This is a genomic window from Catenovulum adriaticum (genome assembly GCF_026725475.1).
Classification (GTDB): Bacteria; Pseudomonadota; Gammaproteobacteria; order Enterobacterales; family Alteromonadaceae; genus Catenovulum; species Catenovulum adriaticum.
Genome location: NZ_CP109965.1, coordinates 1,838,761 through 1,861,822 on the forward strand (window position 1 = coordinate 1,838,761; position 23,062 = coordinate 1,861,822).

Annotated in this window: 16 protein-coding genes; 6 read left to right on the plus strand and 10 right to left on the minus strand. The window is 39.1% G+C overall.

Annotation, left to right across the window (positions count from 1 at the left end; translation table 11 throughout):
- Nucleotide 1: 1 nt before the first annotated feature.
- Nucleotides 2-955: a DUF1186 domain-containing protein gene (locus OLW01_RS08100; RefSeq protein WP_326498566.1), complete on the minus strand. Its 954-nt coding sequence runs from the start codon at nucleotides 953-955 to the stop codon at nucleotides 2-4.
- A gap of 1,083 nt (nucleotides 956-2,038) precedes the next feature.
- On the opposite strand from OLW01_RS08100, the gene OLW01_RS08105 reads away from it, so the two are divergent.
- Nucleotides 2,039-4,852 (plus strand): carbohydrate-binding protein, encoded by a 2,814-nt coding sequence (locus OLW01_RS08105; RefSeq protein WP_268073342.1) that lies wholly within the window; start codon nucleotides 2,039-2,041, stop codon nucleotides 4,850-4,852.
- Nucleotides 4,853-4,987: 135 nt separating this feature from the next.
- Here OLW01_RS08105 and OLW01_RS08110 read toward each other — a convergent pair whose 3' ends face one another.
- Together OLW01_RS08110 and OLW01_RS08115 are read right to left on the minus strand one after the other, a co-directional pair.
- A complete protein-coding gene (locus OLW01_RS08110; protein ID WP_268073343.1) occupies nucleotides 4,988-7,240 on the minus strand; it encodes a xanthine dehydrogenase family protein molybdopterin-binding subunit in 2,253 nt (750 codons plus the stop codon).
- Nucleotides 7,240-7,713: a (2Fe-2S)-binding protein gene (locus OLW01_RS08115; RefSeq protein WP_268073344.1), complete on the minus strand. Its 474-nt coding sequence runs from the start codon at nucleotides 7,711-7,713 to the stop codon at nucleotides 7,240-7,242. Before OLW01_RS08115 ends, OLW01_RS08110 begins: the two co-directional genes overlap by 1 nt.
- A 251-nt stretch (nucleotides 7,714-7,964) precedes the next feature.
- Between OLW01_RS08115 and OLW01_RS08120 the strand changes: the two genes are divergently transcribed.
- The 4 genes from OLW01_RS08120 to OLW01_RS08135 all read left to right on the plus strand — a co-directional run bounded on the left by OLW01_RS08120 (nucleotide 7,965) and on the right by OLW01_RS08135 (nucleotide 11,678).
- Nucleotides 7,965-8,984, plus strand: a complete 1,020-nt coding sequence (locus OLW01_RS08120) for a sialic acid TRAP transporter substrate-binding protein SiaP (RefSeq protein WP_268073345.1) — start codon at nucleotides 7,965-7,967, stop codon at nucleotides 8,982-8,984.
- Entirely contained in the window at nucleotides 8,959-9,555 is a 597-nt protein-coding gene (locus OLW01_RS08125; protein WP_268073346.1) for a TRAP transporter small permease, read from the plus strand. Before OLW01_RS08120 ends, OLW01_RS08125 begins: the two co-directional genes overlap by 26 nt.
- Nucleotides 9,556-9,565: 10 nt before the next feature.
- Complete coding sequence (locus OLW01_RS08130; protein WP_268073347.1) at nucleotides 9,566-10,846, plus strand: TRAP transporter large permease; 1,281 nt, start codon at nucleotides 9,566-9,568, stop codon at nucleotides 10,844-10,846.
- Nucleotides 10,847-11,027: 181 nt separating this feature from the next.
- Entirely contained in the window at nucleotides 11,028-11,678 is a 651-nt protein-coding gene (locus OLW01_RS08135; protein WP_268073348.1) for a hypothetical protein, read from the plus strand.
- A gap of 67 nt (nucleotides 11,679-11,745) precedes the next feature.
- On the opposite strand, the gene OLW01_RS08140 is transcribed toward OLW01_RS08135, so the two are convergent.
- Both OLW01_RS08140 and OLW01_RS08145 read right to left on the minus strand, forming a co-directional pair.
- On the minus strand, nucleotides 11,746-12,159 hold the full coding sequence (locus tag OLW01_RS08140) for an energy transducer TonB (RefSeq protein ID WP_268073349.1): 414 nt from the start codon (nucleotides 12,157-12,159) through the stop codon (nucleotides 11,746-11,748).
- 273 nt (nucleotides 12,160-12,432) lie between these two features.
- Nucleotides 12,433-12,927, minus strand: a complete 495-nt coding sequence (locus OLW01_RS08145; RefSeq protein WP_268073350.1) for an REP-associated tyrosine transposase — start codon at nucleotides 12,925-12,927, stop codon at nucleotides 12,433-12,435.
- Between the two features lie 1,014 nt (nucleotides 12,928-13,941).
- On the opposite strand from OLW01_RS08145, the gene OLW01_RS08150 reads away from it, so the two are divergent.
- The gene (locus OLW01_RS08150; RefSeq protein ID WP_268073351.1) at nucleotides 13,942-15,678 is read left to right on the plus strand and encodes a P-loop NTPase fold protein; all 1,737 of its coding nucleotides are present in this window, start codon (nucleotides 13,942-13,944) and stop codon (nucleotides 15,676-15,678) included.
- 902 nt (nucleotides 15,679-16,580) lie between these two features.
- On the opposite strand, the gene gcvP is transcribed toward OLW01_RS08150, so the two are convergent.
- The 5 genes from gcvP to OLW01_RS08175 all read right to left on the minus strand — a co-directional run bounded on the left by gcvP (nucleotide 16,581) and on the right by OLW01_RS08175 (nucleotide 23,021).
- Nucleotides 16,581-19,466, minus strand: a complete 2,886-nt coding sequence (gcvP, locus tag OLW01_RS08155) for an aminomethyl-transferring glycine dehydrogenase (protein ID WP_268073352.1) — start codon at nucleotides 19,464-19,466, stop codon at nucleotides 16,581-16,583.
- Nucleotides 19,467-19,739: 273 nt separating this feature from the next.
- Entirely contained in the window at nucleotides 19,740-20,129 is a 390-nt protein-coding gene (gcvH, locus tag OLW01_RS08160) for a glycine cleavage system protein GcvH (protein WP_268073353.1), read from the minus strand.
- 76 nt (nucleotides 20,130-20,205) lie between these two features.
- Complete coding sequence (gene gcvT / locus OLW01_RS08165) at nucleotides 20,206-21,285, minus strand: glycine cleavage system aminomethyltransferase GcvT (protein ID WP_268073354.1); 1,080 nt, start codon at nucleotides 21,283-21,285, stop codon at nucleotides 20,206-20,208.
- Between the two features lie 273 nt (nucleotides 21,286-21,558).
- Nucleotides 21,559-22,632, minus strand: coding sequence for a PA2778 family cysteine peptidase (locus OLW01_RS08170; protein ID WP_326498567.1), 1,074 nt, complete (start codon nucleotides 22,630-22,632; stop codon nucleotides 21,559-21,561).
- 14 nt (nucleotides 22,633-22,646) lie between these two features.
- A complete protein-coding gene (locus tag OLW01_RS08175) occupies nucleotides 22,647-23,021 on the minus strand; it encodes a PA2779 family protein (protein ID WP_268073355.1) in 375 nt (124 codons plus the stop codon).
- Nucleotides 23,022-23,062: the final 41 nt, after the last annotated feature.

The window sequence follows — 23,062 nt, forward strand, 5'->3', positions numbered from 1 at the left end:
CCTAATGCAAATAGCATTTTTTATACTTTTTGCCACTACCGCAAGGACAAGGATCGTTACGCCCGACTTTAGCTAAACTGGTCACAGGCACACTGTTTTCTAAAATAAATTGTTCATCATACATTATATTATCTAACAGCCCGTTTTCAGACATTATCTGAGCGATGTCTGCTTCTACTTGCGCACTCTTTTCTTCATGATCAGGTTTTTGAATGCCCCAATAAGTTAAGCTTTCAACAACATTGAAATCTTCTTGAATTAAGCCCGCTTCAAGTAACTTTCCGCCATCTATACTAGCCCAAGCTTTAATCTCGTCTAATGAAGCTCTATCTTCATCAAACACATTTTTGCTACATAGCGCATTAAATTCGTTTTTAAAGCTATCTAATTGATAATCAATGCAAGATGTTGCCAATACACTTAATAAAAAGCTGCTTGTCATCCCGGGCGATGCTAAAAATGAAGTTTGCCACAGCGACACATAGTCTGTTAATTCGGTTTTGCTCACAATACCCGCTTCATATTGGGCAAATACTACCTCTATTGCTGAGCCTTTGCTATACATAGCAAAATGGTCGCCTAAAACAAAATCAGATAAAACTTCTGGATTACCATTTGCTAAAATATAAAATAGGCTCGGTACCAGCTCAGTTAATGCATCCCCAAATACGCTTTCAATCGGCGTTAAAAAAGTATCTTGGCAAGCAAATAACTCTAAAACTTTATCTAATGCCGGGGTATATTTAAGCTCAGCCAACAGCCAAGTGCCATAAAATAAAATATTTTGTCTTTCAGGTGTGACTGCTTTAGGGTTGGCAATAAATTCATCCATAATTTTTATTAATTCAGGATAAAATAAAGGCCAATTAGCTTTTGCCGCCTCTAACCCTACCAAGGGCAAGTCATCTTCAGCCTGTACATTAACTAAAGCATTTAAGATTTGTTCTAAATTCATTGCTTATCCCAAAATACGCATTAAAAATGCGGTGAGCATAAGCTCACCAGAAATGCGTACTAGTTTACTGAGTGAATTGTAATACAACAACTTTAAATTAATCTCTTCTGGCACATATACCCGTGTTACTTCAAAATACTGATTGCAGCCGGAGAAAAAATGCATGAGGCAAGAAAAATTGTTGTCAATATAGTCATTCTCGATAACTGCTCCTACGTTATTCTATCTCCCGCCCCCATGCAGTCGTACGTAAAAATAATTTGACTCAGTATCAGGCATTTTTAACCCAGCCCTTCGGAAGCTTCACGGGTATATAAGCAATTACTTAATCGTGACTGTTAAAATCATTTTTATTGCGTTTAAAGACAAATTAAATTTATATATAAACCCTATAAGTTATAAAAAACCAAACCTAAAAAAATGGTATAAAAATTGCCTTTAAAATTCTTTATTTGCTAACGCTCAATCGCTTAACAACCGTGTTATAGCTACACTTATACTGAATTTTATTAATGAAAATTTAGCTTTTTTTATCAAGTTAACTATTAACCCCTGATTATAAAATCATCTTAGCTTCAATTATCCAGCCTATAAAACTTGTGACCCAGATCACAATTAGAAACAAAGTCACAAATTATTGGCAATTTATATTTGTAACAAGCAATTCACCTCCAAAATAATGTAAACAAAAATCAAAAAATAATTAACATTATGCAAATAATGAAATTATTATAATTTAATCATTTAAAATCAATTATATATATAATATTTAAGAAATATTACATAAGTATCATTGTTTAATTTACGTTCATGATCTAACCTAATTATGCAAAAAAAACAAACAATAAAAACAAAAAATTCACAAAAATATCGTTTGTAAATTTTTTCCGTTTTATATGCCGTCGCATTTTGAGGTTTCTCAAAACGCGAGGGCAATTTTTTTGTGCACTAAAATATTGTTATCAATTAACAGTAAATTTTTAACCATCACCAGTTGAGTGTAATTAATAAAATAACACTGATATCTGGTAATCAGGTTAAACAATTATCTAGGAAGTATTAAATAAACAATAGGAGATTAAGATGTTTAAAGCTAAACGCTCATGGCTAAGGTCAAGCATTGCATTGTCAATTGCTTTACTTAGTGCAGAGGCCTACGCGGATACCTTAGTGTTACAAGCTGAGTCGTTTGATAATTCAGGCGGCACTTTCAACGATGGTCAACCTAATCCCGTCAGTACATATAGTGTCAATGGTCTTGAAGCCATTAATTTTATTAACGCTGGAGATTTCGTTGATTACAACATTACAGCTGAAGGTGGTGAATACAGCATTGAATACCTTGTGGGGACAAGTGTTCAATCTGGCCCTAGTATTGAAGTACTAGTGAATACAAATGGTGCTTGGGTCAGTCAAGGTGTTGTTAATGTACCTTTAAGTAGCTGGAACAATTTTCAACCCCTAACCCCTTCTCATACAGTCACTTTGCCTGCTGGATCATCCACCATCCGGTTACATGCTATTGGATCCGCTTGGCAATGGAATATGGACTCGTTCAAATTAACTCAAGTCACCCCCATTGAGCCTGAACCTGCAGCAGGTGACATAATAATAGAACTAGAAGACTTTGTTACCACAGGTACAACAGGCCGTGTTGGTGGTGACAGTGTCGAAGGTTTTGGAGACACTAGCACGGGCGTTAACTGGGTAACGAACGGTGACTGGGGGGATTACAATGTTACATTTACCCAACCAGGTACTTATAAAGCCTACATTACCATTGCCGCAGAAAATGCAGGCAGTTATGGCGCTCGTGTTGATTTAAATGGTGAGCCAATGGCGTGGGGATATTTTGCCGAAACAGGTAGCTGGGACGTATCTGAAGAGATAGAACTTTATGGAGGCAACTTTGTGGTTGAGCAATCGGGGGCAGCCACTATCCGAGTGGAAGCAATCGGGGGCTCAGATTGGCAATGGGGCGGCGATAAAGTCAGGTTCACTCGAGTGAATGACAGCACCTATGTACCAGCGCGCCATTATAACCCAAATGATCATTTTGTTGCCGAAGTTAAAGGCCCTCAAACAACACTAACCTATCTTAAAAAGCCAGTTGACATTCCGGCTAATAAACAGGTTTTAAAATCAGATGTTTGGTACACCTATCCACAAAACCACGAGCTAGACGGATATGATAACTTTGGTGCAACAGGTGCGTTTTGGGGACACCCACCAGAGCACGATTTTTACGACGAAACGGTAATCATGGACTGGGCCGTCAATGTAGTTGACGTGTTTCAAAGCGAAGGGTTTGAATACACAGCTCGTGGTGAGTTTGATTGGGGCTACGGTTGGTTTACAGAATACGTAACTAACCCGCAACCACACTATGTACAAACACTTGATGATCGTAATGTACGAATGACCTTTATGGGCTACTTAAGCCACAATGGTTATAACAATCATTGGTTAAGTAACCATAGCCCTGCATTTGTGCCTTTTCTTAAATCGCAAGTTGATCAGCTGTTAAAAGCGAATCCAGATAAATTAATGTTTGATACCCAAACTAACTCGACTCGCTCAACTGATATGCGTACGTTTGGTGGTGATTTCTCACCTTATGCAATGGAAAATTTCCGCATCTGGTTAGATAAAAAGTATAGTAGCTCAGCCCTTTTCGCTATGGGTATTAACGATATCAGTACCTTTAACTATAAACAGCATTTACTGAATGCAGGCGTAACACATACCTCATTCTCAAATGCGGCAGATACTCTGTCTGGTAACGTACCTTTGCTTGAAGATTTTATTTACTTTAATCGCGATGTATGGAATCAAAAATTTGCCGAGGTATTAGATTACATTCGTTTACAACGCCCAGACATTGAAATTGGTGCGAGTACACAATTGTTCGAATCTAGAGGTTATATTTTTAACGAAAACATCACCTTTTTATCAGGTGAATTAAACTTAGGTGCAAGAACCACAATTGCTGAATTGCCAACCAATATATTGGTTCACTTAAAAGGCGCGCAAGCGGTTGATAAAACCTTAGCTTACTTTCCATACCCTTGGGAGTTTGACGAGCTTCGTATTCAAGATGCGCCTCGCTTTGGCCGTGGTTGGGTCGCTCAAGCTTATGCTTACGGAGGCTTATTCGCCATTCCGGCAAATGTATGGGTAGGCGGAGAAGTATTTACCTGGTCGCCCGGTGCAGATAATTACCGAGACCTTTACCAATTTGTTCGCGCAAAAGAAACCTTGTTAGATAACTACACTTCTTACTCTAAAGTCGGTTTAGTGCATGCAATGTACTCATCAATGAAAGCGGGTTTTATTGATGGTGGAAATCAAGTGCAATCAAGTGTCAAACTACTAACAGAAGATAATATTAACTTTGATATGCTGGTGTTTGGTGACGCAGGTTACCCTGTCGTACCTCGTAATGAAGATTTTGCTCAGTTTGAGCATATTTTCTATGACGGTGACCTACAATACTTAACCACAGAACAACAATCGCTCTTAGATCAGCAAGGCAGTAAAGTGCGACATATCGGCCAACGCGGTAGCATAACGGGCATTGATATTAATGTAAGTATTAACGGAGTGGTTTCAAACGAAACAGTATCGGCGGTATCTCGCATTCATGAAACAAATGCTAATGCGCCCTATGTTGTGCACTTAGTTAACCGTCCATTTTCTGGTGGCGTAACACCTACCTTAAATGGCGTTGAAATAGCCATTCCGCAAGGTTACTTCCCTGATACTATCACCACTGCAACCTTGCATTTACCCGATGGAACAACAACTAACCTAGCGGTTTCAACCAATGCAAATGGTGATATCCTGTTACCAGTAAACAACCTTGAAGTTTGGGGGATTTTAGAATTAGGCCACTAATTTAATCGTTAAACTCAAGAGCCAAATAATTAGCCCTTGAGTTTACAAAAAAGCCCGATAAACGAAATTTATCGGGCTTTTTTTTATTTTGACTCATTGGCAATTAATTACATTAAAACCATAACCGCAATACCTTTAAACCATTAAATGCTGATTTAATGGTAACGTGCGGTATCGCTCACCTGTCGCAGCAAATACCGCATTAACAATACTAGGTGCTACAGGTGGTACACCTGGCTCACCAACGCCACTCGGCGGATTTTCATTAGGGTTAATTGAGTGCACAACAATTTTGGGGACTTGATTGATTCGAGTCACCGGATAATCATGAAAATTAGATTGCACCACTGCTCCATCTTTAATATCAATTTGGCCCATTAGCGCTATCGACATACCAAAAATCATTGCCCCTTCCATCTGCGATTTAATTCGGTCAGGGTTAATGGCTAAGCCACAATCAATTGCGCAATGAATTTCTTTAACAGTTAACTTATTATCAACCACCTGCACTTTGCTTGCCACAGCAACATAACTGACAAAGCTACGATGTACCGCAATACCCCACCCTTGCCCTTTTGGTAATGCTTCATTAATTGGCGTTTTTGCGATTAATGTTTCTAAAGCATGACGATAACGCGCAATTGAATAAGGGTGACGACTTAATTCTTCACCATAATTAGTAAAGTTAAAATCATAAACTTGTTTATGGTTAATATCCCGATCAGCCCCTAACGACTGCACCATCAACTGCGCTGTGGGTATATTAGCGGCATGAGCCACTTCATCAAGAAAACAGTTTAACGCAAATGCGTGTTGAATATTACAAACTGAACGCATCCAGCCAATACGCACCGGTGCTTTGGCCTCCGCTTTTTCCATTAATACATTATCAATATCGTAAGCAAAATCACCAAAGCCTAAACTCAATTCAAAATCTTGTGGCGTATTAGTTTGGTGATTAAAGGTTGACCCTATGCTGGGATAGGCCGCTTGTTGATGCCAAGCGGTAATATTGCCATTTTCATCAAGTCCCGCTTTTATATTTTCAACTGCGCCAGCATGATAATAACCTAATTGAATATCATCTTCCCGGCTCCAAACCACTTTAACAGGGCGTTGAGTTTTATCTGCCAAATAAACGGCTTCATTGGCAAAATCTGATTTCGATTTACGCCCAAACGCACCGCCCAGTAAAGTGGGCTGAACTTTAAACATTTCTTTAGGTCGTTTTGTCATCGCTGCAGCTTGTGCCATCACAGCTTGTGGATCTTGTACACAAGCCCATACTTCACAAATATCATCATGAAACCAAGCCGTTGCCATAGGGGGTTCCATAGGCGCATGTGCTAAATAAGGGGTTTGATATTGAGCTTCAACGATTTGGCTGGCGCTTGCAAAACCTTTACTCACGTCGCCACGTTTTGCGACCAATTGCGGGGCATTTTTTAAGTTATTTTTAAAAGTAGAAAAACCTTTTTGTGAATCATGATTTTTATTTTTACCTAAGTCCCACTCAATTTTTAACGCTTTTCGCCCTTGCATTGCAGCCCAAGTGTTAGTTGCCAATACAGCGACGCCTGATAACGGAAAATATACAACCGTTTCTGGTGTGCTAGGCATTTCAATCACATCAATTACACCCGGAATTTTTAACGCCTGCGTTGCATCAAAGGTTTTCACCTTGCCGTGAATAACAGGGCAACGTTCAATTGAGGCAATTAATAAATCAGGTAAATCAATATCAATTCCAAAAGTCGTATTACCAACCAAGATATCGTCTAAATCAACAATAGGGACCGGCTTGCCAATAAAATTGAATGACTCAGGTGATTTATAAACCAAAGATTCAACTTTAGGTACCGCTTGTTTGCTGGCAAGCTCAGCTAAATCACCAAAAGTTAACGAGCTTCCGGTTAGTTTATTAATAACCTTATTTTGTTTGGCATACACATTTGTTAGGTCGGTTTGCCAATAATCAGCGGCGGCTTGCTCTAGCATGGTTCGGGCAGATGCGCCCATTTCTCGTAATTTGTCGTAAAATTTACGAATGCTAGTTGATCCATCTGTATTTTGGTCACCGTAGCGTTTATCGCCTAACCCTTGAATCACATTAACCTGCTGCCAATCGGCTTCCAGTTCGTCTGCAATTATTTGTGGAATCCCCGTTTTAGAGCCTTGCCCCATTTCAACTCGGTGACTGACAATTTCGACACTGTTATCTGGTTTAATGGCGACAAATATATTGAGTCTTTGAGGTTCGCTACTCAACGGAGCTTGGAATTTTTCCAGTGGCGATTTAGGAACCGCGCTACATCCTAACAATAAACCGCTGCCAGAAATCCCAGCGTAAGTTAAAAAATCACGACGAGATAATTTTAAAGTTTCCATTATTTATCTCCCGTATCTGTCGCGAGCACCGCGGCGGCTTGTTTAATAGCTTGTTTGATACGTGGATAAGTACCACACCGACAAATATTACCCGACATGTGATTATTAATATCTTCATCTGTTGGGGCTTTATTATTTTCTAATAAGGTAAGTGCACTCATTATTTGGCCAGACTGACAATAGCCGCACTGGGGAACATTGTTTTCTTTCCACGCAATTTGAATAGGATGCTCACCTTTTCGGCTAACGCCTTCTATTGTGGTAATTTTAGCATTTTTGGCAACCCCAACAGGCGTAATGCAAGCGCGCATCGCCTGACCATTTATATGAATAGTGCAAGCGCCACACTGCCCCATACCACAACCAAATTTAGTGCCTGTTTTTTTTAATAAATCACGTAATACCCACAACACAGGCATGTCGTCTGGCGCTTCAACTTGATGTATTTCATTATTTATATTTAGTTCTAGCATAGTCGTGTCGCCATCAATTTTAATTAAGTGAGTTTAGTTTAGCTCAAATAGAGATTTTATAGAAAACTAATCCAACAACGTATTGAGCCACATTATTAGTTTGCTAAAGATATTTCATATAAAAGTAATTATCAACAAATGGTAAACAATTAACATTAAAATTATTACTATTTAACTTGCATTTACAACCAATAAGTAACAGGATGTATAAATTAAAATAACATCAATAATGAAAAATATGGATCATAAACATGTTTTTGTTAAAAACCCTAGCACATAAACAAGCCCGCTTTCGGTTTGTTTTATCCAGTTTAATATTGATTAGCCTAGCTTTTTTTACCCAAACGCTTAGCGCTAAAGAAAAAGTTAAACAACTAACATGGGCACATGTTTACGAAATATCTGAGCCTTTACACACATGGTCGGTTTGGGCTGCCCAAGAAATAGAACGCAAAACAAATGGACGCTACGCGATTGACGTTTTTCCAGTATCCATCATGGGTAAAGAGGCAGAGCTCAATCAAAGCCTAAGTTTAGGCACAGTTGATATTATTTACACAGGCACCAGCTTTGCGGCACAAAATTACCCGCCCATGGCATTGTCTGAACTACCTTATATATTTCGTGATTACCAACACTGGCAACACTTTAACGAAAGCGATTTATTTGCCGAATTAATCGAGGGCTACAAAAAAGCGTCACACGGCAATCGAGTCGTGGGCAATAATTACTACGGGCAACGGCACTTAACTTCAAACAAACCTATTTTAACGCCCGCCGATATGACAAATTTAAAGTTACGTGTTCCAAATGCGTCTATTTATAAAATGTTTCCGCTAGCGGTTGGCGCTAACCCTAGCCCTATCGCGTTTTCTGAAGTTTATTTAGCGCTGCAACAAGGTGTGGTCGATGCACAAGAAAACCCGCTTCCTACCATCAAAGCCAAAAAATTTTACGAAGTACAAAAATATATTAGCTTAACGGGTCATCTACAAGGCTCGGTACTCACGGTAGCCAGCGATCGTTTATGGTCATCTTTATCGCCAGAAGATAAACAAATTTTTAGCCAAACCTTAAAACAAGCCGCAGCTAATGTTTCAACCGAAACACGCCAATCAGAAAAAGATCTAATTGCTTGGTTTAAAAAACAAGGCTCTGAGATTTTAACTGTCGACCGAAACGCTTTTAGAAAACAAGTACTACCTTCACACCAAGGGATTAAAGAAACACTAGGGGCGGCTTACTATGACCGATTACAAAACATCAAATAAGCAAACAGACATTGCAGCACAAGAGGCTCTATCACCAGAAAAAACCAGCGTTTTTCATATTGAAGAAGACAGTCACTTTTCGTATCGAGATTATAAATTTGAAGACTGGCTAGCCTTTATATTGTTTTGGTTGTTAGCACTCACCGTGTTTTCACAATTTTTAAGCCGCTATGTGTTTTCATCACCACTTGGCTGGACCGAAGAGCTAGCACGTTATCAACTTGTCTGCCTAGGCTTTATTGGCAGTTGTATTGGCATTCGAAACAACAGCCATATTTTTGTTATGCTGTTTCATCGCTGGTTGCCCTATCAACTTTCACACTATATTTATCGGCTTATCGCCTTTTTTAACCTGCTATTTTTAATCACTTTAGCCTATTTTGCTTGGCAAATAATCCCACTCATTAGTATCCATCAAATGGCTTCACTGCCTGTTTCTGTTGGTGTGTTATACGGTGTTGTTTTAGGCTGTTTATGCATAATGATTGTCCGTAGCTGCCAATATTTATTTTGTATTTTATCAACGCCAGCAAGCAAATCCGCTGACGATAACTTAACCTCTTGCGATTAAAGGAATTTTCATGGTTATTGCAATATTACTGATTTCTCTATTTATCATGATTATTATTGGCGTGCCGGTTGCCTTTGCGCTAGCGGGGTCTGCTTTATTCGCTATTATTTACCTTGGGCAAGTACCGGAATTGGTTGTTTTACATAGAATGGTTGGCGGTATGGATAGCTTTCCACTACTCTCCATTCCTTTTTTTGTATTAGCTGGCGCACTAATGAACTCAGCAGGTATCACCAGCCGTATTTTTGATTTTGCTAATTCATTAGTTGGCTGGATGCGCGGCGGATTAGGCCATGTCAATATTAGTGCATCTATTATGTTTGCCGGTATGTCTGGCGCAGCCGTGGCTGATGCGGGCGGCCTAGGCGCAATTGAAGTAAAAGCCATGCGTGCCAAAGGTTACGATGCGGGTTTTTCAGTTGGGGTTACTGCGGCATCATCAACTATAGGCCCAATTATTCCACCCAGCTTACCTATGATTATTTATGGCGTTATGGCGGGCGCTTCTATTGGGCAACTATTTGCAGCTGGTTTTATTCCTGGCTTATTAATGGCGGTTGCCTTAATGATAATGGTGGCTTATTACGCTAAAAAACGTAATTACCCCAAAGATGCCAGTTTTAGCATACCGCGTGTCGCAACCACATTTAAGTCAGCTTTTTTATCGTTAATGACACCCGTTATTATTATTGGCGGCATCCTCTTTGGTATTTTTACCGCCACTGAAGCTGCAATAGCTGCCACCGTATATTCACTTATTTTAGGCAGCTTGGTATACCGCACTTTAAGTTTTAAAAAACTGGTTAAAGTCAGCATGGAAACCATTGAAACCACAAGCATTATTTTACTGATAATTGCCGGTGCTGCGATTTTTTCATGGGTGCTAACCACACAACATGTGACCGAAGATTTTACCCGTTGGATGCTAACCATTACCGACAATAAAACCTATATATTATTAATGATGACCTTTATTTTATTCGCCGTGGGCTGCTTTATGGAAACCATTGCCGCAATTACCATTTTAACGCCGGTGTTATTGCCTATAGCGATAAGCCTAGGCATTGACCCAGTGCATTTTGGTGTAGTGATGGTTTTAAATTTAATGATTGGCTTATTAACCCCACCGGTGGGCATGGTTTTGTATGTACTGTCACGAGTGACTAAAGTGCCGTTTGAAGAATGTACAAAAGCAACTATACCGTTTGTGATTCCATTAATTATTGTGTTATTGCTGGTTACTTTTATTCCGTCATTGTCAATGTGGTTACCCACACTGATCTATCGGTAATCGTTTTTCATCATGGCTTATCTTATATAAAAATAAGCGAATCTTTGATGTAAATCACCAAAAAATTCATATTTAAATGTCAGTTTGCAATGGAGAAAAACTTAGTTTATGTTCTTACATAATATTTTCTTTATCAATAAACTGAATGAAAACCCATAATAAAAATTTAAGTGGAGCTTTTATGAGCGTAAAAAAATCATCTTTTATAGTGAGTTTAATAACCAGCGGTTTGCTTTTAGGCTGTACCTCAACCGCAGAAACCACAAAGTCGAACCAACAAGCGGCTAAACCGGCTTCTGCCGATAAGCAGCAACAAAACACCCAACCAAGTAATCAACAAAAACAAAACCAGTCATTTACTGGCAAAAACTTATTAGCCTATGCAAATCCCGGTTTTGAAAAGCCACTAGATAAAAACTTTCCTAAACCTCGGCAAGAAAAATCTCAATTAAATTTAGCTGAGTTTGGCCCTATGTCAGAAGCGGCTAAAAGCGGCAAGCAAAGTTTAGGCGTGGTTTTAGCTAAAGGTGACTTTAAAGTCCAGTACGGTATTTGGCGCTTACGTGACCAAATAAACGAAAATAAAAAGTATCGATTTGAATTTGATGCCTTTTTATTAGAAGGTCACGCCCAACTTTTTAACCAAGTTGACGAATCGCCATGGATGCGCTCACCGATTGAAAACATCAACCAATGGCAAGTCGTTGGCAACACCATAGACGGAAAGTTTTTAAAAGCAGGCAAACCTATTAACTTCCATATTGACAATATCAAAGGAAAAGACACTGGCATATTATTAATAGATAATATTCGTTTATACGAAATTAAATAACTTTTCGTTCACTTTTCTTTCAAAAATGGCTGCCAAAGACTTGCGGTGTAAAAACCCAAGTCTTTAACTAACTAGGTGTGTTTTTAACACGCAAGTAATTTAACTGAAAATTTAAAGTTAATTCATAACAACTAGAATGAATAGACTCGCCATTAAATTTTGCTGGTTTATATTTCCATTTTTTTAATGCTTGTTTGGAGTTTAAATTAAAAACTGTTCCTGGATAAGATTCAACAATATTAATATTAACAGGCTTGCCATTCTTTGAAACATCAAACTTAAATTTTACAAACCCTTCTACACCATCTTTCTCTGCTGTTGTTGGATATCTAGGAGCGACCCTACTGATTGGAGTGGGAAAATACTCAAATTGAGGCTGATTTTTATCGTCTGCACTTATGCAAAACAAACGCTCACCTTTAGGTATACTTTGACAACCGAACAACAAAGTGACTAGAGGTAACAAGTAATACTTATTCATCAAATACTCTTTTTATTAATATTATAGGAATTTTGTCTAATTGAAGCCGCGCAGAAAATTGATTTTTTATAGTTTACATTTTAAACCGCTTCCCTAGCAGAATGAGCGTCAATTTAAGCTTATTAGTTGATTTATTAATCCATGCTTACCTAACACAACTTGATTCATACACCGGTGTAAGTTTGCCAAATAGCACATTCACCTTATGGCCAAACCCAAACTTACTGTGTATATTTAAATCAATAACTTTAAATATACACCAATAATTTTAAATTAACCACACCAGTTAACTAAATAATCCCCGAGCAACACAGCTCGATGAAAGCTCGAATATGGCCAGTCTTTTACCTGTTTAACCAAACCATGTTTAAGTGGATTAATATGAACATAATCAATATGATGATTAAAATCAGCTTGGTTTCGAATGGTATGTTCCCAAAACCGCTTTTGCCAGATTGGACGATTAATCAACTGTGCGTTTGCACCGGGTAAGACTTGAGCTTTGGCTAAATTATGCCTGAATCGTTTTTTAATCTCGCGCCAGCGCCCTGAATAATCAGTATCATTTTTAGGCAAAGTCCAAACCGCATGTAAATGATTCGGTAAAACCACCCAAGCATCAATCCTAAACGGTTTACGCTGCTTAACCCAACGCACAGATTCTCGTAACAAATCAACCTGCTCAACCAGTAACTGACTCTTTTTATCCTGCAAATTCACCGTAAAAAAATATGAACCACCCGCCACATAAACCCGCCGATACCGCATCCCTACTCTCCATTTTTAATTAACTCCCATGTTTATTGTAGGTCGGATAAGCCAGAGGCGCATACGACAATGTCTGGATAAGCCAGAGGCACACCTGACAATGTCATGATAAGCCAGAGGCGAATCCGACAATTTGTACCTTGTCGGGTTCGACTTAAAACTTTTGACTTTTAGTTAATGTTTAATATAAAAATCTTAATAGCGTGTGTGACTTCAAATTTTTGTTCTATAAAACTAAAACTTAATTAAGCTCTCTGAAACTAACTTTCTTCCTCTACGATTCCTTAGTCTTAAATTGCTAATTCTTTTAATTAGCCGAAAATGGCTAATTCACTAAAATTAGCCAAAAACGGCTAAATTACTATTAATATATGATTAGGATTTATGATGTTAACCATAGTTTAAGCCCTATAGCAGTGATTAGTGGAGATATCATTAACTCAACGCACAGATTCTCGTAATAAATCAACCTGTTCAACCAACAACTAGCTCTTTTATCTTGCAAATTTACCGTAAAAAAATATGAACCACCCGCCACATAAACCCGCCGATATCGCACCCCTACTCTCCATTTTTAATTAACTCCCATGTTTATTGTAGGTCGGATAAGTCAGAGACGCATCCGACAATGTCTGGATAAGTCAGAGGCGCACCTGACAATATCGCTCCGTGCAAACATGAAACTTAGGCGTTGGATTTTAGTTCGGCTTTTCCCCTGAAAATTAAAACCGTAACCCAGTAGTAACCCAAAATCCCGAAAACCACATACGCCAGATACGAATACCATCCGGCCATTTATTAGACTCTTTCGTAGGTCTGGTAAGCCAGAGGCGCACCTGACAATGTCGTGATAAGCCACAGGCGCATCCGACAATTTGTACGGAGTTTATATGAAAGTTCAGCGTTGGGTTTTAGCTCTGCTTTTCCCTGAAAAATTGTGTTAAATATCAGTTTACAAAGTTCGAATGCTCAGATAGGTTAAATTTACTCAAACAGCAATATTTGGAATCATTCGTGGCTTCACCAGCAGAGCAAATTAAACATCTACTAGAAGATAATTCATTCCCGTCAATGGTTAAATTAGATGGTGATTGGGGATCAGGCAAAACTTATTACACAAAACACACCCTGAACCCTGAGCTAAAAAGAATATCTAACACCAAAAATATAATTTATTTTTCTTTATTCGGTTTGAGTAGTTTAAACGACTTTCGCGATAAGTTAATTTCAGCTTCGTACCTGAGCGATAAAGCTGACCCAAACTGGATTGGTCAAGTTAAAGATAGCGCTTTGGGAATATTTAAAGCATTCGATACTGATAACGCGGGAACAATTGGCAATATATTAAAAACATCAAGTGGTGCGATTAAACACGCTCTGATGGCAAGATTAGAAAACTTAATTGTGGTACTAGACGATTTAGAGCGTTTAAATGATACGAAGTTTCAAGAGCAAATTATCGGCGAATGTCTGCATTTCGCAGAAGAAAATAAGTTCTCATTTATTTTTGTCTTAAACTCTGCTGAATTAAACCTCAATAACTCTCTGTTAGAAAAAGCATTTTCCGGTAAAGTAAAGTTCTCTCATAACACAGAAGAGTTATTTAAAATTGCTTTTGAACCATACGGTGATCTGCTCGATTTTAAACCTCAATTAATCCGTTTAATTGAAAAATATGAGCTTAAAAATTTGCGTGTATTAAAACGGGTTGCTTACAAGCTGAAGTATATATATTCGCAAATTAAAGATATTCCAGACGTAGATCTTGACGTAACAATAGCAGGATTTGCAAAAGATTTAATTCGTATTAGTTGTTTGCACTACAAACATGAAAAATCAGTTAAGGAGATTTATAGCGCGTTAGGAAATAAATCAATAAAAGCAAAAATCCAAGCTCAACCCAATGCTATACAAAAAACTAATGAACAAGATGAGTTCTATAACCGTTATCGAGATTACTATCCGCCAACTGAAAAAATGGTATCTTATTGCTGTAATGAAACTCAGCTCACAATGGATATCAATGAGCTAGGCAAAATAGTTTTAAACACAAACCTGATAGCTCAACTGCTTTTTAACCACTCAAGTTTGTACCGAGATGACTTTAACTATCTGCTAACCGAGTTAAATAATCTGAGATTTAAAAAAGAAAATGTACCAATCAAACGTTGGTTTGAAGCCTGTCAGTTTTATATATATTTAATTGAACATAATTTTATCGATGATAAAAACATATCAAAATTTATAAATATGCTTAAAAAAGATGTCAACAAGAAAGAGTTTTACCGAGATACCGAAAATCAATACCATACATTTAAATTATACACCCCAGATATCTCTAATTTATACGAAGAACACAGTGCTAAACTTGAAGCCGAAGATTCAAAAATCTCTGATGACGAGCTATTTGATAAAATTAAAGTTTCTTGGGCTAACGTTCATGAAGAAGTAGAGAAAAAATTTAGCACTAGTTGTTTCCTGAACAAATATACAGAAAAAAAATGGTTTATAACAATCAAAAATTGGCACTTAAAAGAAATTGAATGCTTTACCGATTTTATCAGAGAAAGATATAGAGCACAAAACATCAAACGTTACCTGAAAGATGAACTACCTGTACTACAAAAACTACATCAATTAATTCATCAGGAAATAGATAGTTTGCACGGTCAAAAAGCGGGACTTTTTACTCTTTTAAATAACGTAATTTATCGCGGTATTACCCAACTTTCAGTACGTAAAGACGGGTAACTGTCAGATAAAACCTGAACTAATGCTGGTAAGGCTTTAAGCTGATTAGTTTTTTCGGACTGCATCTGACTGATTTTAAGGTTACAAGGGACAACCCCGTCAACTGCCCCTCCGACTTTCCAAACACCGTTACATGCGCCTCTGGCTTATGAAACCTACGTAAAAACGAGTTCGGTAATAGTGGTGAAAACTAACGGTTAAATGTTCACCCAAGGCCAGCGATTTTGCAGCCCGAGCCGGAAAATCAGTCAACCGCACCTCCGACTTTCCAAACACCGTTACATGCGCCTCTGACTTATGAAACCTACGTAAAACGAGTTCGGTGAAAGTGGTGAAAACCGACGGTTAAATGTTAATTCAAGGCCGATAACTCCGCTGCACAAACACGAATACCGTCAACTGCACCTCCGACTTACCAAACATTGTTACATGCACCTCTGGCTTATGAAACCTACGTAAAAACGAGTTCGGTAAAAGTGGTGAAAACTAACGGTTAAATGTTAACCCAAGGCCAGCGACTTTGCAGCCCGAGCCGGAAAATCAGTCAATTGCACCTCCGACTTTCCAAACATTGTTACATGCGCCTCTGGCTTATGAAACCTACGTAAAACGAGTTCGGTGAAAGTGGTGAAAACCGACGGTTAAATATTAATCCAAGGCAGGCAATGCCACAGCCCGATCCGGAAAATCAGTCAACTGCACCTCCGACTTACAATAAATTGTTACATGCGCCTCCGAAACGTCAGGTGCGCCTCTGGCTTACCAGACACCGTTACATGCGCCTCTGGCTTATGAAACCTACGTAAGAATTTATTTTGATTTAATACAAAAAAAATTTGGGTGGGGTAAAAACAAAAAAAGCGGCTGGGCGCCGCTTTTTTGGGGTTTAGTATATCTAATCCCTACTCTACATAACTCTCAATACTTGGGCATGAGCAGATTAAATTCCGGTCGCCATAAACATCGTCGATGCGGTTTACGGTTGGCCAGAATTTATTGGCGGCTGCGGCTGGACTTGGGAATACAGCGAGTTCTCGGCTGTATGCACGGTTCCAGTTTTCATCCACCAAATCTGTCATGGTATGAGGTGCGTTGACTAATGGGTTATTATCTAACGCCCAAACGCCCTTTTCTACTTGGTCAATTTCTTCACGAATCGCTATCATGGCGTCAATAAAGCGGTCGATTTCAACCAAAGGTTCAGATTCTGTCGGTTCAACCATGAGTGTGCCAGCAACCGGAAATGACATAGTCGGTGCGTGAAAACCATAGTCCATTAAGCGTTTTGCGACGTCCATTTCTGTGATGCCTGAGCTGGCTTTAAGTGGACGTAAATCAATAATACATTCATGTGCAACTCGGCTATTTTGGCCACGGTATAAAATGGGGTAATGATCGGCCAATTTGGTCGCAATATAATTAGCATTTAAAATGGCGACTTCGGTGGCTTTACGTAAGCCTTTTGCGCCCATTAACGCAATATATACCCAAGAGATAGGTAAAATACTGGCACTACCCCAAGGTGCGGCTGAAACTGCGCCGTTATCTGCGTTTTCTTTTACCACATTAACCACTGGGTGATCAGGTAAAAAAGGTGCTAGGTGCGATTTTACCCCAATTGGCCCCATGCCTGGACCACCGCCGCCATGTGGTATACAAAAAGTTTTATGCAAATTTAAGTGCGATACGTCTGAGCCAATAAATCCAGGTGAGGTAATACCCACTTGCGCATTCATGTTAGCGCCATCCATATAAACTTGGCCACCATGCTGGTGCACTATGTCGCATATTTCACGAATAGTTTGCTCATAAACGCCGTGAGTAGATGGGTATGTAATCATGATACAAGATAAATTTTCAGCCACGTCTGCCGCTTTTTGCTTTAAATCTTGCATATCTACGTTGCCTTTTTCATCACAGGCAACCACAACTACTTTCATGCTGGCCATTTGAGCTGAGGCCGGATTAGTACCGTGCGCTGAACTAGGAATTAAGCAGATGTTTCTGTGGCTATCGCCGCGGCTTTCATGATATTTACGAATGGCTAATAAGCCTGCGTATTCACCTTGCGCACCTGAATTTGGTTGCATGCACATGGCATCGTAACCTGTAATTTCTACCAACCATTTTTCAAGCTGGGTGATCATTTGCTTGTAGCCTTGCGCTTGTTCAATAGGCGAAAATGGATGTAAGTTAGCAAATTCTGGCCAGCTAACTGGGATCATTTCAGCTGTGGCATTGAGTTTCATGGTGCACGAGCCTAATGAAATCATTGAATGATTTAAGGCTAAATCTTTATTTTCTAAAGATTTAATGTAACGCAGCATTTCAGTTTCTGAGTGATGAGTATTAAATACTGGGTGGCTTAAATAGTCGGATTCACGCTGTAAGTTATCAGGAATCGCCTGATATTCTGTCGCTTGTTTATCCAGCTCGGCCAAATCTAATCCATGCTCGTCACCTAATATAACTGAGAATAATTGCGCTAAATCGGCTTGAGTTTTGGTTTCGTCAAAACTCACCGCAATGGCGTTATCTAAGTCGCTGCGCAAGTTAATTTCTGCGGCGTTGGCTTTGTCAATAATTTGTGTTTTAGCATCGGTTTTAAAACACACAGTATCAAAAAAGTATGCTGAAGCCAGTTCAACGCCTTTTGCTTTTAAACCTAGCGCAAACATGCTGGCTAATCTTTGGGTGCGTTTAGCAATCATATCTAAGCCTTTAGGGCCATGATAAATCGCATAAAAAGCGGCCATGTTGGCTAATAATACTTGTGCAGTACAAATATTAGAGTTGGCTTTTTCACGGCGGATATGTTGCTCGCGTGTTTGCAATGCCATGCGCAGCGCTAATTTGCCGCGCTTGTCTTTTGATACCCCAATAATACGACCGGGTAATGAGCGTTTAAATTTATCTTTAGTGGCAAAAAATGCAGCATGAGGGCCGCCATAACCCATAGGCACACCAAAACGTTGCGCTGAACCTAACACAATATCTGCGCCTAATTCAGCGGGCGTTTTTAGTTGTGTTAGCGCTAACAGATCAGTAGCAACCGCAGTCACCCCTTTTCTGTCGGCAACAGATTGAATGAGTGTTTCAATTGAATAAATATTGCCTGTGGTATTTGGGTATTGAAATAAAGCGCCAAATACATCTTGGTTAACCACTTCGTCAGCGGGTGCCACTATGACTTCAAAGCCAAATAGTTCAGCTCGGGTTTTAGTCACATTAATGGTTTGTGGATGTACATCGTCAGCGATAAAAAATAAGTTAGATTTTTTATTTTTGCTCATGCGTTTTGCCATTGCCATAGCTTCAGCAGCCGCTGTTGATTCATCTAGTAATGAAGCGTTAGCGATTTCCATGCCCGTTAAATCTATCACCATTTGCTGGTAATTTAATAATGACTCTAAGCGGCCTTGTGCTATTTCTGGTTGGTACGGGGTATAAGCTGTGTACCAGCCTGGGTTTTCTAGCACGTTACGTAAAATCACATTTGGGGTAAAATTTGGGTAGTAACCCATCCCTATATACGAATTAAAAACTTGGTTTTGATTCGCCATTTTTTTTAATTGCGCCAGTGTGTCAACTTCAGTTTGCGCATCACCTAATTGCATTGCTTGCTCAAGCAAAATATTTTTTGGCACGGTTTGGGTGATTAATTCGTCAAGCGATGTTAAACCTAAAGTCGCAAGCATATGCTGTTGCTCAGCTTCGTCAGGGCCAATGTGGCGCTGAATAAAGTCATCTCGCTGTTCTAACTGAAGTAAAGATAAATTGTCGTTCATCAACTAGGTATCCTAATCAAACTGGTGTAATGTGATTTAATGGTTTAGGCAAATGCCCAAAGCACTTAAAATTTTGGGGTGTAACCCGAATGTAAAATCGTTTTTTAACTAAATAAGCACAGCATTTAACAAGCTAACATAACTAAAGCAGGCGTAACTAAATCTGGCGAGCTTTGAATAAAACAACTTTACATTCGAGTTTTTAAAATAAAAAACCCCGAAGCCAGTTTTATCATGCTTCGAGGTTTAATTGCGTTTCTGGTTAAGCGATATTTATTCGTCGTCTAACGATTGCTCATAACCTTCAGCGTCTAATAAAGAGTCTACTTCACCTTCATCTTCAACTTTAAGCTTAAATAACCAACCATCGCCATAGGCATCGGTATTCACTAATTCTGGAGAGTCTTCTAACTCTTCATTCACTTCAATAACTTCACCTGCTACCGGGCAATAAACATCTGATGCCGCTTTAACTGATTCAACCACTGCAATTTCATCACCTGCGGTAAACCCTTCGCCTACATCAGGTAAATCAACGTGTACTAAATCACCTAACAAATCTTGGGCATGATCACTAATGCCCACGGTTACTGTACCGTCACCTTCGTTTCTAACCCATTCGTGGCTAGTTACAAATTTTAACTCAGCAGGAATATTGCTCATTTTGAGTTCCTTAAAATCAATAAATTAAAAAAGATAAATTAGTTATTTGGCTTAACCTTGATTGGTTAATATCTGTTTATAGTACAGATTGCCCGTTACGAACAAAGCTAGGTTTTACTACATTTACTTTAACCCACTTTTTGCGCATTTCAACCTCAGCCGTTTCGCCAATGGTTAAAGGGACTCGAGCAAATGCAATACTAAACCCTAAACTAGGTGAAAACGTACCACTGGTAATAATCCCTTCGCCTGCGTCGCAACGTATTTTACTGCCGGCTCTTAATACGCCTTTTTCATGCATAACCAAACCCACTAATTTTTCGCTTTGTTCGGCTTTGGCTTGAATAAGCGCTCGGCGGCCAATAAAATCACGTGATTCTGGCTGCCATGCAATCGTCCAACCCATGTTGGCTACTAAAGGCGATGTGTGTTCGTCCATATCTTGGCCGTATAAGTTCATACCGGCTTCTAAACGTAGAGTATCTCGTGCACCTAAACCACAAGGCGCAACGCCTTTATCTAATAATTGCTGCCAAAAACCAGCGGCTTGTTCGTTAGGTAATAAAATTTCATAGCCAGCTTCGCCGGTGTAACCTGTGGTTGCAATAAACAAATCGCCAGCTTGTACGCCGTTAAAGTATTTCATATCGGCAATTGCAGTTTGTTGCTCTGGCGTTAATAGTTCGCCGACTATGGCTTTGGCTTTAGGGCCTTGAACGGCAATCATGGCTAAATCGTCGCGCTCGGTCAGTTTAACTTTAAAATCAGCGGCAACTTTATTTAACCAAGCTAAATCTTTTTCACGAGTGGCAGAGTTAACCACTAAACGATAATCATCTGTGGCAAAAAAATAAACGATAAGGTCGTCTATTACCCCGCCTTGTTCGTTTAACATACCAGAGTAAAGCGCTTTGCCGGGCTGGGTGAGCTTGGCAACGTCGTTCGCTAATAAATACTGCAAATAAGCCTGAGCTTGTTCGCCTTTAACATCAACCACAGTCATATGTGATACGTCAAACATGCCTGCTGACTGTCTTACCGCTTGGTGCTCTTCTATTTGAGAGCCGTAACGGATTGGCATTTCCCAACCGTGAAAATCTACCATTTTGGCACCGGCTTCTAAATGTTTAGCGTGAAGTACAGTTTTATTTGTCATATTAGGTCAGCTTGTTGTCAAAGTTTAGCAAGAAATTTTAGCGCGGATTATACCCAAGTTAGCGCCGTCTGAATAGCCAAAATAAAGCTTATTAGTGGATAATTGGCAAAAGCATTTGTTTAATCATGTTTTGCCATTTATTTAAATCAAACCGCCCGCCTTATGACTTAAATATAATAACTTAAGTTTATATCTAAACGACAATATCAAGCTAAAATTGCAGTCTCAATATTATTTTTTAACGTTTAATTTCATTTCAATTTAAGCGTTAGCTCACTCATTAAATTTATTATGCTGCGGGCATTGTTGCACTAAAACGGCTTGTTGTTTGTCTTGGTATATTTGATGTTTTGTATCCATCATGTTGGCATTGCCAGGTGCCAATTTAAGTGCATGATTAATCATCTCAATTGCCTGAGGGTAACAATTTGCTTGTGCTAACGCATATGCATAATTATTTAAATAGGTGATCTCTTGAGTTGAGTATTCAAATCCTTTTTCGTACCAGCGCAGTGCTTGCTGAATAGAGTCTATACTTTGTTGTGCTAAATGTTGCCCTAAATAATGATTAGCTAATAAAAAATAAGCCAGCCAATAATCAGGCCATTGCTCTGTCGCCGCCTTTAATGCGGTAACACCCGCTTGCGTTTGGCCAGTATCTAATAAAGCTTGGCACGCTTTGGTATAAGTAAAAGCCGTTAGCTGATCACTGGTTTTATCCGGCGGTAACATCGCAAGCATCCAATATTCTCCGCGCTGCCAAGTGCGCTCAAACGTAGAGAGCGCCAGCCGATGATTTTTGGTTACCCCTGTATGTAAAATAATTTCTTGTGTATTCATATCATAACCAATTACAACGGCATAATGCCACTGGGGCAATAATGCAATTGAATTGTTTTGTAATACGATAACGGGAATATCTTCTGCGATTAATTTTAAAAGCTGCTCTAAACTTGCCTTTTGGGTGTATGCAAGCATGCCTAACTGGCGTGTGGCAGCTTTCATTTCAATTTGCAGCGTGCCTTGTAGTTCCGGCACAAAAGTATTAGGGGCTATTTGTGCGGGCGAATAATTACCGCCATAAAAATTAGCGACTTCTGCCAATGTGGTAGGCCCACAAAAATAATCTTGCTGCGGATAAAATGGTACTTTATCAATTTTGTGTTTAAGCACATTGGGTGGGTTATTTAACAGTTTTTGCGTATGAGGTGGGGTTTGGCAAGCTGTTAAAAACATACAAGTAGCAATAAAAAAGCCAGTGAATACACTGGCCTTTATTGAGCCAAACAAAGGTGAGCCAAAAAAAGGTGCGCGAAAAAAACAGGCGCGGCTAAACTGATTATTCAAAATAATGACTCAAATTAAAGCGGACGAATAAATGGGTACACATCAGTAATGCCCATTACATCTAATACAGCAACGACAACTAAAACCGTGATAATAGTGCCAACAATACCACCGGCAACTGCATCTTCATTGAGCTGTTGATTAAGAGATGCTAATTCTTCATGGGTCATGTTGGCAATTCGATTTTTTGCATCAGCAACTGAAATCCCCAACTCGGTTAATTTATTTTGCACTTGTTCGGAATCAACATAAGACAATATTTGGTTTTTGTTAAACGAATATTCTTGGCTTTGAATCACCTGATTTGATTCGTACAAACCCGCGCTCGCTTGACCGACTCCCAATATTAACAAACCACTTGCAACAGCCGCTTGGATTAATTTGCTCATAAATTATTTATCCTTTCTATTATTGAAACATCAAATGTTGA